General features: G+C 71.1%; 11 protein-coding genes. All 11 read right to left on the reverse strand.

Going from position 1 to position 13385, the window contains the following annotated elements; genetic code table 11:
* Positions 1-241, reverse strand: a 241-nt coding sequence (locus ABD747_RS00175; protein WP_344801039.1) for a DUF5691 domain-containing protein, incomplete at its 3' end; no start/stop codon positions are given.
* A complete protein-coding gene (locus ABD747_RS00180) occupies positions 238-1560 on the reverse strand; it encodes an SWIM zinc finger family protein (RefSeq protein ID WP_344801040.1) in 1323 nt (440 codons plus the stop codon). The genes ABD747_RS00175 and ABD747_RS00180, both read right to left, overlap by 4 nt.
* Positions 1561-1642: 82 nt before the next feature.
* The gene (locus tag ABD747_RS00185) at positions 1643-2719 is read right to left on the reverse strand and encodes an Acg family FMN-binding oxidoreductase (RefSeq protein ID WP_344801041.1); all 1077 of its coding nucleotides are present in this window, start codon (positions 2717-2719) and stop codon (positions 1643-1645) included.
* 183 nt (positions 2720-2902) lie between these two features.
* Entirely contained in the window at positions 2903-4540 is a 1638-nt protein-coding gene (sppA, locus tag ABD747_RS00190) for a signal peptide peptidase SppA (RefSeq protein ID WP_344801042.1), read from the reverse strand.
* 71 nt (positions 4541-4611) lie between these two features.
* Complete coding sequence (aceE, locus tag ABD747_RS00195; RefSeq protein ID WP_425562455.1) at positions 4612-7389, reverse strand: pyruvate dehydrogenase (acetyl-transferring), homodimeric type; 2778 nt, start codon at positions 7387-7389, stop codon at positions 4612-4614.
* A gap of 202 nt (positions 7390-7591) precedes the next feature.
* Positions 7592-9133, reverse strand: coding sequence for a nucleobase:cation symporter-2 family protein (locus tag ABD747_RS00200; protein ID WP_344801044.1), 1542 nt, complete (start codon positions 9131-9133; stop codon positions 7592-7594).
* A gap of 27 nt (positions 9134-9160) precedes the next feature.
* Positions 9161-10042 (reverse strand): factor-independent urate hydroxylase, encoded by an 882-nt coding sequence (pucL, locus tag ABD747_RS00205; RefSeq protein WP_344801045.1) that lies wholly within the window; start codon positions 10040-10042, stop codon positions 9161-9163.
* 57 nt (positions 10043-10099) lie between these two features.
* A complete protein-coding gene (uraH, locus tag ABD747_RS00210; RefSeq protein ID WP_344801046.1) occupies positions 10100-10426 on the reverse strand; it encodes a hydroxyisourate hydrolase in 327 nt (108 codons plus the stop codon).
* Positions 10423-10917 (reverse strand): 2-oxo-4-hydroxy-4-carboxy-5-ureidoimidazoline decarboxylase, encoded by a 495-nt coding sequence (uraD, locus tag ABD747_RS00215; protein ID WP_344801047.1) that lies wholly within the window; start codon positions 10915-10917, stop codon positions 10423-10425. Before uraD ends, uraH begins: the two co-directional genes overlap by 4 nt.
* A gap of 235 nt (positions 10918-11152) precedes the next feature.
* Complete coding sequence (locus ABD747_RS00220) at positions 11153-12001, reverse strand: bifunctional allantoicase/(S)-ureidoglycine aminohydrolase (protein ID WP_344801048.1); 849 nt, start codon at positions 11999-12001, stop codon at positions 11153-11155.
* Positions 12002-12098: 97 nt separating this feature from the next.
* On the reverse strand, positions 12099-13364 hold the full coding sequence (locus tag ABD747_RS00225; protein WP_344801050.1) for a DUF6986 family protein: 1266 nt from the start codon (positions 13362-13364) through the stop codon (positions 12099-12101).
* Positions 13365-13385 lie beyond the last annotated feature (21 nt).

Below are 13385 nucleotides of genomic sequence, written 5' to 3' on the forward strand. Positions count from 1 at the left end.
CCTCACCCGCCGGCGCAGCCGCCGACCCACCCGCCGGCGGGCGCTGCGGCAACCGGCCGGCCGCCGCCGCAACCCGGTGAGCCGCCGCCAGATCGAGCAGCTGGGCCTCGGGCGAGGCGCCGGCGGCGGCCGGGGCCTCGGGCGCCCAGGCCGGCTGCTCGGCGGGCAGCGGGCGCCGGGTGGTGCCCAGCAGGGCGGTGGTCACGATCTCGGTCCAGACCGCGGGCACCGTGGCCGTCACGCCGGCACCGCCGCCGGTTCGGCCAGCACGGCCAGGGGCAGCAGCCGGCCGCCGTGCCACTCGCCGAAGACGCTGATCGGGTCGCCACAGGAGTGAGCCAGCAGCATCCACGGATCGGTGCCGGCATCCTCCAGCGAGCAGGTCTCGCCGGCGCCGTCGGCGAGCAGCCACGGCCGGCCAGGCTCGTCCGGCGCCACCGGCACTCCGCGGACCAGCGCCGGCATCCGGCTCGCCCAGGGATCCGCCGCCAGCAGCTCGGCGAACGCCGCACGGACCTCGGCCAGGCCCTCCCCCCGCGGTGGGAACGGCACCGGGTCGGTGCGCCGCCCGGCTCCGACCAGGGCCCGATGCTGACCCGAGCCGGGATAGAAGTGCAGGTCACCGTCGATCAGCTGGCCAGGCTGGACCGAGGTGTCCATCGGCTGACCGGGGACCGCAAAGGCGAGCCACACCGCCCAGCGCCCGGTCCGCTCACCGAGCAGCCAGACCCGGCGGCTCTCCAGCTGGAACTCGATCGTGTCCACCGCCGCCAGCGCGTGCCACCGGTCGGCCACCCCCGGGCCGCGCAGCACCTCGTCCTTGCTCACCGGGTAGCCCACCCGGCTGCGGACGGTCGCGGCGAGGTCGGGCGGCAGCCGGTCCAGACCCTGGTGCGCCCGGACCAGCAGCCGGAGCCCGCCGAGAGCGTGCAGCGCCCGCTCCGGCCAATCCGCCCCGACCAGCTCGCCGGGGATGCCGCGCAGGGTGCCGGCCACGCCGGGCGCCTGCGCATCCACCATCCGCGCGGCCACCGCGTCGAAGTGGCCATAACCCGCGCGCGGCAGGGTCGCCAGCCCCGCCCGGACCTGGTCGCGCAACCAGGTGTCCAGCTCGGTCAGCCCAAGATCGACCCGGCGGCGCCGTTCGGCGGCGCGCTTGGCCGCGGCGTCGGGGTCGGCCAGGCCGCTGCCGCGCTCGGTGCCGCCGCGGATCGTGGTCGCCGCCCGCTGGGCGGCCGCGCTGCGCCGGTCGAACCAGCGGGTGACGAACTGCGGCTCGGCCGCCACCCCGATGCCGTCGTCGGTCCACAGCAGCAGTAGCGCGAGCACGTGCTTGCACGGTCGCTTCCGGCTGGGACAGGTGCAGGCGCCGTCCATCCCGGCCAGGTCGACCACCGTCTCGTACGGCGCCGCCGCGCTGCCCGCACACAGCCCCCAGATGCCGCGCTCCGACCCGCCGACGTCGCGCCACGAGCCAGAGCGGGCGAGCCGCTGTGCCGCCACCATCGACGCCGAGTCGGGCGCCAGGCGCAGCACCTGCGCGCGAGCCGGATCGGACATGAGCGCCAGGGTAAACGGCGGCTCCGACATAGCGCCCGCAGCGGTCCCACCGCTCGCCCGGGCGACCCCACGTCTCGCCGGCTCAGCGCAGGAAGGAGGCCACTGGGCGGCGCGGCGAGCGCCGGGCCGACCGGACCGGATACCCGACCCGGAAGTTGATCAGCAGTTGTTGCTGCGACGGCGCGACGAGCTCGGCGATCCGCGGCCCGAAGGCCGGCTCGCGACCCAGCGTCCGGTCGCGGTCGATCCGCTGGGTGATCTGGGTCATCGGGTGGAAGGCCAGCCCGCGCAGCGTCGCGGCGAGCTCCATCCGCTGCAGCAGCCGGCCGCCCGCCACCCGCTGCTCGACCGAGTCCGGGTCCGTGCTCAGCACCAGCCCGTACGCGGACGCGGTCGCTGTGTGCACCGTCTTGGTCTGCTTCACCCAGAACCGGTCCACCTCCTCGCGGCTGCCGGGCGGCAGCGCCTTGGCGATCGCCCGCTTGACCGCGCCCAGCCCCTGCGCGTCCTGGGTCAGCCCTTCGGGGTTCCGCACGATGTCGCCCACGCCGTGGCGATACCAGCGATAGTTGTCCGCCGATTGCTGCGCGTCGGCGGCGACCGCTTCGGCCGCCTCGACCAGCAGCTCGCCGAACGCGTCGCGCTGCGACCAGTCGGTCAGCCACCGCACGTCCAGCCCGTCGGTCGGACCGGCCTGCCGGCTGAAGTCGGCCAGCAGCCCGGCCGGAACGGCCACCTCGGTGAACGGGCCGCGGTTCGTCCGGCGCTCGCCGATGGCCTCGTACAGCCGCGGGCGGTCGCCCGGACCCGCCAGCGCACCGGGCGCCGGCTCGAGGTCGATCCGGACGTGGACCGGATCGTCGACGACGGTGACCCGGGTGGCGGAGCCGCGCGCAGCGGCGGTCAGCACCAGATTCTCGACCGCCGTCCCGAGCGAGATGTGCAGCTCGCGATCGGTCGGGTCGAGGGTGCCGAGCCGCTGCGACTCGTCCGGCCAGATCTCGATCCCGCCCTCGTCGATCCGGAACGTCCACGGCTGGTTGTTGTGCGGGCTCGGCGCCAGCACCGCCGCCGCGACCAGCGCCTGCGCGCCGGTGGCCTCCTGCCAGTAGTACCAGGCGCCGTACGCGGCGCGATCGTCGTCGGTGACCTGACTCATCGGGGGCTCCTTCGTCGCTCCGGGATCCGCACCCGTGCCGGGCGTGCGGGCATGGTTCCAGGTTCGCCCAGGCCGCGACCGCGCTGCAGGGCCGGACGTCCCGTCGGGCCGGGCCGTCCCGCAGGTACGTCGCCGCCCCGAGACGGATGGGCGCGATTGTCCGGATCCGACGGACCCCGGCGGCTAGCTGATCGTGATGCCCGGCATCAGCAGCTCGGTCCCCTGCGGCAGGCCGAGCGTCCGGCCGAGGCTGGCCAGGTCGCCGACCGCGGCACCCAGCGTGGTCGCCGCCGCCCGCGGATCGTCGCTGTTCTTCGGCTTGCCGAGCCGGGCCAGCGGCGGCACCCGGAGGGCCGGCCGGACCGGTGCCCGGTCGGGCAGGCCGGCTCGTTCCCGGGCGATCCGGACGGCGTCGCGGAGCCCGCCGAGCTCGTCCACCAGACCGATCCGCAGCGCGTCCCGGCCGCTCCAGACCCGGCCGCGGGCCAGCGGCTCGATCTCGCCGATGTCGCGCCGGCGACCGGCCGCCACCTTGCCGACGAAGTCGGCATAGATCGCGTCAACGCTCGCCGCCAACCGCTCGCGCTCGGCCGCGGTGAACGGGCGCCGCGCCGACCACATCCGCGCGTGGGCCCCGTGCTCGACCGAGCCGCCGGTGATCCCGGCCCGCTCCAGCAGCTGCTCCACCACGAGCTTGCCGCCGAACACCCCGATCGACCCGGTCAGCGTGGTCGGCAGCGCGACGATGACCTCGGCCGGGCACGCGATGTAATAGCCGCCGGACGCCGCCAGCGCACCCATCGAGACCACGGTCGTCCGGCCCGCCTCGCGCAGCCTGACCAGCTCCCGCCAGATCACCTCCGACGCGACCGCCGATCCGCCCGGTGAGTCGACCTGCAGCACGACGGCGCGGGCGTGCTCGTCGCGCAGCGCCGCCCGCAGCTGGGCGGCGACCGTGTCGCTGCCCAGCGACCGCCCCATCGGCGTACGTCGGCTGCGACCCGATCCGATCGCACCGCGGGCCTCGACCAGGGCGACGTGTTGCCGCAGCCGGGCCGGCGGTCGGATCCGGCGGCGCGGCTTCCACTGGTCGGCGAACAGGGTGACCGCCCCGTCCCCGACGGCCGCCCGCGCGGCCGCGTACACCTCGTCGCGATACCCGAGCCGGTCGACCAGGCCGTCCCGGAGCGCCTCGGGCGCCGTCCACGGTCCGGCGTCGACCAGCTCCCGGACGCGGTCGGGGCTCATCCCCCGGCCGTCCCCGATCGCGTCGATGGCTGTCTCGAAGACGGAGCCGGTGAGCCGGGTCAGCGCCTCCCGGTGCGCGTCTGTGTATCCGGTCCGGAGCAGCTGGTCGGGGGCGTTCTTGTACTCGTGCCGCTGCTCGAACTCGGGCAGCACACCGAGCCGGTCGAGCGCCCCGCGCAGGAACGTCGTCTCCACGGCGACGCCCGGCAGGCTGAGCTCGCCGCCGGGCTGCAGCCAGATCTCGTCGAAAGCGCTGGCCAGCACGTACGACGCCATCCCGGCGCCACCGAGCACGAAGCTCTCCGCCCAGGCCGTCGCCGGCTTCCCGCTCTTCGCGAACGCGGCAACGCCGAGCCGCAGCTCCTCGACAACCGTCCACGGCAGCGGCCCGCCGACCTTGGCGATGAGCCCGCCGACCCGCGCGTCCCCGGCGGCCTGGTGCAGCGCCCGCAGCGTCGGCCGGAGCAGCCGCCGCCCACGAGCGAAGAAGCGCTCCAACGGGTCGTCGGCGCTCGGCTCGATCAACGGTTGGGTGAGATCGAGCTCCAGCAGCAGCCTGTGACGATGCGGCACTCCGCTTCCCCTCCCGAGTTGTCAGGTTCTCAGCACGCTATGACGCGCTGAGAACCTGACACGTCGCGGGGCTAGGACTCGCCGCCCGCGTTGCCGGTGGTGCCGGCGTTGACATCGAGCAGCCGGTAGCGCTCCGCAGCCTCCTTCGGTGCGCTCACGTCGACCTGTCCGGCCGCAGCCAGTTCCTGCAGCGCGCGGACCACGATCGAGTGCACGTCGATGTGGAAGAACCGTCGCGCCGCCGCCCGGGTGTCGGAGAAGCCATGGTCGTCGGCACCGAGCGTCGCCCACGCGTTCGGGACGTACTGGCGGATCTGGTCCGGCACCTCCGACATGTAGTCGGTGGAGGCGATCACCGGACCCTGCGCGTCGGCCAGCTTGGTGGTCAGATACGGCACCCGCGGCTGCTCGTCGGGGTGCAGGAAGTTGTGCTCCTCCGCCGCGAGCCCGTCGCGGCGCAGCTCGACCCACGAGGTGACCGACCAGACGTCGGCGCTGACCCCCCACTCCTCGCCGAGGACGACCGCTGCCTCCTGCACCCACGGCACCGACACCCCGGAGCCGAGCAGCTGGACCTTGGGCCCGTCGCCGCCGGTGCTGATCCGGTGCAGGCCGCGGACGATTCCCTCGACGTCGGCGCCGTCCGGCTCAGCCGGCTGGATGATCGGCTCGTTGTAGACCGTCAGGTAGTACATATGGTTGCGGTCGTCGCTGTCCGGGCCGTACATCTGGTCCAGACCGGCCCGGACGATGTGCGCGATCTCGTAGCCGAACGCCGGGTCGTAGACCTTCATCGCGGGGTTGGTGCCGGCCAGCACCGGCGAGTGGCCGTCGGCGTGCTGCAGACCCTCGCCGGTCAGCGTGGTCCGGCCGGCCGTGGCACCGATGATGAAGCCCCGGGTCATCTGGTCCATCGCCGCCCACATCGAGTCGCCGGTCCGCTGGAAACCGAACATCGAGTAGAAGATGTAGACCGGGATCATCGGCTCGCCGTGAGTGGCATAGCTGGTGCCGGCGGCGGTGAACGCGGCCATCGAGCCGGCCTCGTTGATCCCGACGTGCAGCAGCTGGCCGTGCTCGGACTCCTTGTAGGCGAGGAACAGCTCGCGGTCGACCGAGGTGTAGTGCTGCCCGTTCGGGTTGTAGATCTTGGCCGACGGGAAGAAGGAGTCCATCCCGAAGGTGCGCGCCTCGTCGGGGATGATCGGCACGATCCGGTGTCCGATCTCCTTGTCCCGCATCAGGTCGCGGAGCAGCCGGACGAACGCCATCGTGGTGGCCGCGTGCTGCTTGCCCGAGCCCTTTCGGGTGGTCGCGTAGATCGATTCTGCCGGCATGGCCAGCTCACGAGGCTTGTTCCGCCGCTCGGGGACGAAGCCGCCGAGCGCACGCCGGCGCTCCAGCGCGTACTCGATCTCGGGCGCCTTCTCCCCCGGGTGGTAGTACGGCGCCGCGTACAGGTCCTTCTCCAGCTCGGCGTCGCTGATCGGGATGTCCATCAGGTCACGGAAGGCCTTGAGGTCGTCCAGCTTCAGCTTCTTCATCTGGTGGGTGGCGTTGCGGGCCTCGAAGTTGGCACCGAGGCCGTAGCCCTTCACCGTCTGGGCCAGGATCACCGTCGGCTTGCCGTTGCGCACGGTGGCCGCATGGTAGGCGGCGTAGACCTTGCGGTAGTCGTGGCCGCCGCGCTTCATGTTCCAGATCTGGTCGTCGGTCATGTCCTTGACCAGCAGCTTGGTGGCCGCGGACTTGCCGAAGAAGTTCTCCCGGATGTAGCTGCCCGACTCGCCCTTGTACGTCTGGTAGTCGCCGTCCAGCGTCTCGTTCATGATCCGGACCAGGTCGCCGCTCTGGTCCTTGGCCAGCAGCTTGTCCCACTCCCGGCCCCACATCACCTTGATCACGTCCCAGCCGGCACCGCGGAAGAACGCCTCCAGCTCCTGGACGATCTTGCCGTTGCCGCGCACCGGCCCGTCGAGTCGCTGCAGGTTGCAGTTGATCACGAAGGTCAGGTTGTCCAGCTTGTCGTTGGCGGCCAGCTGCAGCAGCCCGCGCGACTCCGGCTCGTCCATCTCACCGTCGCCCAGGAAGGCCCAGACGTTCTGGTTGGAGGTGTCCTTGATGCCCCGGTTCATCAGGTAGCGGTTGAACTGCGCCTGATAGATCGCGTTCATCGGGCCGATGCCCATCGACACCGTGGGGAACTGCCAGAACTCCGGCATCAGCCGGGGGTGCGGATACGACGGCAGCCCGTGCGGCGCCTTCGACTTCTCCTGCCGGAACCCGTTCAGGTCCTCCTCGCTCAGCCGGCCCTCGAGATAGCCGCGGGCGTACATGCCGGGCGAGGCGTGGCCCTGGAAGAACACCTGGTCGCCGCCGCCGGGGTGGTCGGGGCCGCGGAAGAAGTGGTTCAGGCCGACCTCGTACAGGGTGGCCGCGCCGGCGTAGGTCGAGATGTGACCGCCGACGCCGACATCGGCCCGCTGCGCCCGGTGCACCAGCACCGCGGCGTTCCAGCGGATCAGCTTGCGGAACTTCCGCTCCAGATCCTCGTCGCCGGCGAACTCCGGCTCCTCCGACACCGGGATGGTGTTCACGTAGTCCGTCGTGTACGCGCTCGGTCCACCCGGCGGCGGCGTGGCCACGCCGACGGCGTGGGCCCGCTCGCTCAGCGCCTTGAGGATGTCGGCCGCGCGCTCACGTCCCCGCGCGGCCACCAGGTCGTCGAAGGACTCGAGCCATTCGGAGGTCTCTTCGGGGTCGATCCGCTGATCTGGGCTCATTGCTGCTGGCAACTTCCTTCCTGAGTCTCCGCCGAGGCATGGGGTGGCGCCCCGGCGGTCGGACAAGCCGAGCCTAGTAGGTATCGCTGCTGCTCGGCAGGGGCCGCCCGAACACCTGCACGCGGACCCACCCCCGATCGACGCTGCGCGCCCGGGAGTGCAGGAGGTTCTCGTGAAACACGTCTTTCCGTTTTACGAGAACCGACGAACGAGCGGGCCCGAAGCGCAGCGGAGCGCGAAGCGAGGCTTGCCGAGCGGAACAGTCAACTCAGTGCTCGTCCGGCGAGCCGAGGACCGGCGCGTGCACGAGCTCACCGTCCTCGCGGCGGAGCGGCACGGGCTTGCCGTCGGCGTCGACGACGTGGCCGTCCTCGATCCGGTCGCCCTCCTTGAGCTTGGCGAACGCCTCGACCTCGGTGAAGTCGATGAAGCGGTCGGCCTCGGCGAACACCGACGAGCCGGGCTTCTGCCGGGCGAACTTGATGTGGTTGAAGAACAGGTTCAGCAGCACGGCGGTGATGGCCGCGGAGCTGATGCCGGAGTGGAAGATGGTCTGGAACCAACCCGGGAAGTCGTTCCAGAACGTCGGGGCAGCGATCGGGATCATGCCCATGCCGATCGAGATGGCCACGATGATCAGGTTCATGTTGCCCCGGTAGTCGACCTTCGCCAGGGTCCGGATGCCGGACGCCGCCACGGTTCCGAAGAGCACCAGCCCGGCACCACCGAGCACGGGGTACGGGATGGCGGCGACGACCCGGCCGAGCACCGGCAGGACGCCGAGCACCATCAAGATCACACCGCCGGCGGTGACCACGAACCGGCTCTTGACGCCGGTGATCGCGACCAGGCCGACGTTCTGGGCGAACGCGCTCTGGGTGAAGCCGTTGAAGATCGGCGAGATGATCGAGGAGCCCATGTCCGCCCGAAGTCCGTTGCCGATCCGCTTGCGGTCGACCGGAGTCTTCACGATCTCGCCGACGGCGAGGATGTCGGCGGTGGTCTCGGTGAGGATCACCAGCACGACGATGGTCATCGACAACACGCCGGCGACGGTGAAGGTCGGGAAGCCGAACGCGAACGGCGCCGGGAAGGCCACGATCGGACCGTTGCCGACATTCGAGAAGTTCGCCATCCCGACGATCGCGGCGGCGACGGTGCCGATGACGATCGCGAACAGCACCGACAGCCGGGAGATGGCCGGGATGTTCGCCCGGCTCAGCACGATCACCACGAGCAGCGTGAAACCGGCCAGCGCGATGTTCTCCACCGAACCGTACGTCGGCAGCTTGGAGTTGTTGCCCATCGCCCAGTTGGCCGCGACCGGCATCAGACTCAGACCGATCGTGGTGATCACCGTGCCCGTGACGACCGGTGGGAAGAACTTGATGATCCGGGCGAAGAACGGGGTGATCACCAACCCGATCGCAGCCGAGGCCATCACCGACCCGAACGCCGCCGGCAGCCCGCCGCCCTGGGTAACGATCGCCGTCAGGGTCGCCACGCTGGCGAAGGACGTCCCCTGCACCAGCGGGAGCTGGGAGCCGAACCACGGCACGCCGACAGACTGCAGGATCGTGGCGAGCCCGCCGATGAACAGGCAGCTGGCGACCAGCAGCCCGAGCTGCGCCGGCGGGACGCCGGCCGCGCCGCCGATGATCAGCGGCGGGGCGATGATCCCGCCGTACATGGTGAGGACGTGCTGGGCGCCGTAGGCGAAGCTGCGGCCGACGCCGAGGAACTCGTCCTCCGGGCGCGCGGCCACCGCCGCGGTGGCCGCGGCGCCGCGCGAGGGATTCGACTGATTCATGGGGGTCTCCTCAGCTGCGAGCGCGGGTCAGCAGAAGCCGGCGATGCCGACCCAGGCCGGATCGGCCGCGTCGGTTCCGGCGCGGGCGATGGTGGCCTCGATCAGGCCGTAGGGGCGGTCGGCGGCGTAGAACACCTCGTTCGGGTTGTCCAGGCCGCAGAACGACAGGTCGGACAGGAAGTGGTGCTTGTTCGGGCAGGAGAACTTGATCTCGTCGATCTCCGGATGCGCGCTGATCACGGCCTCGCCCATCTGGTACAGCGTCTGCTGCAGCGCCTTGGAGTACTCGGCGACGAAGGCGGCGAGGATGATCGAGCGCACGTCGTCGTAGACCGCGTTGAAGTCGATGTCGGTGGTGTTGTAGCGCCAGCGGGTCGCGATGTCGGTGGCCAGGATCCGGTCGGTAGTCTCCTGCAGCGTCGTGTACTTGTCCTTCGGGTAGCCGACGAAGCCGGAACCGGTCGACTTCAGCACGGTCAGACCGTAGAAGCCGCTGATCATGGTGTCGGTGTCGCCGTCGCGGACCAGCACGGCGGTCCGGGTCTCCGGACCGCTCTTGTAGAAGGAGTGGTCGTGGTCGTTGATCCGCGTCCAGCGGTATTGCTCGGCGGCCCAGCGGCCACCGGTGACCCAGTCGAAGTCGCCGGTGAAGTGGTCGGCCAGCCGGATCAAGAAGGCCTCCGGCGACCCCACACCGTCCCGGGCGAAGGCGAAGATCGTGTTCTTCTGGGTGTCGGTGGCGACCACGTGCGCGTTGTCGCCGTCGGTGTGGGCCGCGGCGAAGTCCCCGCGCAGCTGCGAGGTGACGTTCAGGTCCTCGATCTCGTGGCGGTCGGTGTCCCGGGTGATCTTGACCACCCGGTTCTCGGCCTTGCCGTACTGGTTGGCGGTGAGGACGACTTCGCTCATGTCACTGACTCCTGTGTCGTGGTGGGGTTTGGGTGTGGGGACGAACGGTTGCGGCGCTCAGCTGCCGCGGTAGGTGGAGTAGGCGAACGGGCTGAGCAGCAGCGGCACGTGGTAGTGACCCTGATCGGCCCTGGTGGAGAAGCAGATCGAGACCTGGGGGTAGAAGGTCTCGGCCCCGCGGCCGGCGAAGTAGTCACCGGTCCGGAAGTCGATTCTGTAGTCGCCAGGCTCGAGCCGGTCGGGACCGAGCTCGGCCACCCGCCCGTCGTCGTCGGTCACTCCGCTGGCGATCGGCTCGCCGGAAAGGGTGGCCAGCGTTACCGCGACGCCGGCGGCCGGCCGGCCGGCGGTGGCGTCCAGGACGTGGGTGGTCACGTAGCTCATCCGAAGATCCCTTCCAGCCGGAGCGCCGCGATCTGTCGCAGCTGCTCGGCCATGATCGACTTCTCGGTCTCGGCGTCGTTGGCCAGCCGCTGCTCCAGCGCGTCGAGGATCTCCTCGCCCGACCGGCCGGCGGCCCGGATCAGGAAGACGTGCCCGAAGCGCTCCTCGTAGGCGCGGTTGCCTTCGGCGAGCCGGCGCTGCACATCGTCGTCGGCGGAGACCCCGGACTGTTCGGAGCGCGAGTGGTTCGCCTCCGCGCTCGCGCCGCCGGCCCGCTCCCCGATCCGCGGGTGGTGCCTCAGCGCGGAGTCCAGCTCGGCGTCGGTGAACGGGTCGGCCGCCGTCTGGGCGACGTCGACGAGTGCCGCGACGTCGCCGTACGGCCGGCCGTCGACCACCGCGTCGATCCAGCGGTCGACATCCAGGCACGGGCGAACCAGCGCGACTGCGGCGGGCTGCTCCGCGGCGTTGAACTCGGCCAGGGTTGGCACCGAATAGCTCCTCACGATCTCGGCTATTTCGTATAGTGGAACTTGATTTCCGCTATGTCTAATTCTTGACCGCTGCGGTCGCTTTGTCAACTGGAATCGTTCAAGATTTCCGCTGAGTCCGGCCCCTCGCTGGCGCCTCGAACAGCCCGCCACGCAGACCCCCGGCAAACGCGCTGAGCCTGTCGAAGCGCCGCACGAGCGGCGGTCCGACAGGCTCAGGCGACATCCGGGAAACCTAGACGAACTGCCGGGAGAGCTTCGCGTGCCGGTTGACGTCCTTGTAGAGCAGGTAACGGAAGCGGCCGGGGCCGCCGGAGTAGCAGGCCTGTGGGCAGAAGGCACGCAGCCACATGAAGTCGCCCTCCTGGACCTCGACCCAGTCCTGGTTGAGGCGATACACCGCCTTGCCCTCGAGGACGTACAGGCCGTGCTCCATCACGTGGGTCTCGGCGAACGGGATCACCGCACCGGGCTGGAACGTGACGATGTTGACGTGCATGTCGTGCCGCAGATCGCTCGGGTCGGCGAACCGGGTGGTCACCCAGCGCCCCTCGGTGCCGGGCATCTCTCTCGGCTCGACGTCGTTCTCGTGGGTGACGAACGCCTCGGGCCGGTCGAGCCCGTCCACCGGCTCGTACGCCTTGCGGATCCAGTGGAAGCGCAGCGGCTCGCTGCCCTCGTTGTGCAGGGTCCAGCGCTGACCGGCCGGAAGGTACGCGTAACCGCCGGCGTCGAGCCGGTGCTCCTGGTCGTCCACGGTGAGCAGGCCCTCGCCCTCGACCACGAAGACCACCCCCTCGGCCTGCGCGTCCAGCTCGGGCCGGTCGCTGCCGCCGCCGGGCGAGACCTCGACGATGTATTGGGAGAAGGTCTCGGCGAAGCCCGAGAGCGGTCGGGCGATCACCCACAGCCGGGTGTTCTCCCAGAACGGCAGGAAGCTGGTCACGATGTCGCGCATCACCCCCCGCGGGATCACCGCATAGGACTCGGTGAACATCGCCCGGTCGGTCAGCAACTCGGTCTGCGGTGGGTGGCCGCCGGTGGGGGCGTAGTACCAGTTCGTCGAGGTGCTGGGGCTCGTCACGATGCGCTTCTTTCTGGGTTCGTCGGTGAACCGCTCGGTCGGTGGTCTGTCGGTCGGTGATGGGTCGGTGATGGGTCGGTGATGGCGGTCCGGCCGGTCAGCCCACGAGCTGCTCGGTGTCGGACTTGGGCCGGGCCAGCAACTCGAGCTGGGCCGGGGTCGCGCCGGCGGCGCGGGTGAGCTCGTCGGCGTCGAGGGCTCCGCAGACGAAGCCGCGGTAGAGATAGCGGGCCAGCGCTCTGGCCGTGGCCGGCTCGTCCATGATCGCCGAGTCGGCCTTGCCGAGGTACGTCGCCAGCCGCTGGGCCGCGCGGCTGAAACCCTCGCGATAGAAGGCGAAGTTGGCGATGTAGCGGGTCGGGAGCTGGTGCGGATGCAGGTCCCAGCCCTGGTAGTAGGCCCGTTCCAGCCCCCGGCGAACGAGGTCGTAGTGCAGTCGCCAGGCGGCCTTCACGGCGTCGGCGTCGCCGAGCGGGAGGATGTTCGTGGAGCCGTCGGCGAGGTGCACGCCGGTGCCGGCGGCGGCCGCCTGCATCACGGCCTTCGCGTAGTCCGCGCCGGGGTGGGCCAGCGACTGGTATTCGGCGGAAACCCCCAGCGAGGCGCTGTAGTCGTACGTACCGTAGTGCAGCGAGGTGACCCGTCCGGCCCCGGCATGGATCGCCGCGGCGACCGCGGCCGAGCCGTCCGCACCCATGATCAACTGCGGGGTCTCCACCTGGATCTCGAAGCCGAGCCGGCCGGCGGGCAGGCCGGCGGCCGCCTCGTACGCCTCGCAGACGGCGACCATCGCCTCGACCTGACTGACCGTGCTCACCTTGGGGAAGGTGATCACCAGGCCGTCGGGCAGCGATCCGTGGGCCGCGAGCAGCGTGCTGAGGAACAGATCCAGCGTGCGTACGCCCCGGCGCCGGGTCGGCGCCTCGAAGCACTTGAACCGCAGGCCCACGAACGCGGGCGCGACACCGGCCTCGAGCGCGTTCGCGAGCCGGCCGGCGACGGCGGTTGCGTCGGCGTCCTCGGTCTCGTCGCCGCGACTGCCGTAGCCGTCCTCGAAGTCCAGCCGGAGGTCCTCGATCGGCTCGTTCACCAGCTTCGCCTCGACCCGCGAGGCGACCTGCGCGGTCAGCTCGTCGGACAGCCCGACCTCGCGGCAGAGCGCCGCCATCCCGCCATGCTCGGCGACCACGTCCAGGGCGATCCGGCCCCACTCGGCCGGCAGCTCCGGGGTGTAGCGGTCCGCCGCGATGTACACGGTGTGCACCGGCTGGCGCCGGCCGTCCTCGCCCGGGTAGGCCCGGGCCAGGAACGCGTCGGTCTCGGCCAGCCGGTCGTCCAGCGCGGCGAGCGTGGCGTCGGGCAACCGCCCTTCGACAAGCTCAGG

This window comes from Microlunatus ginsengisoli, from assembly GCF_039537205.1.
Classification (GTDB): Bacteria; Actinomycetota; Actinomycetes; order Propionibacteriales; family Propionibacteriaceae; genus Microlunatus; species Microlunatus ginsengisoli.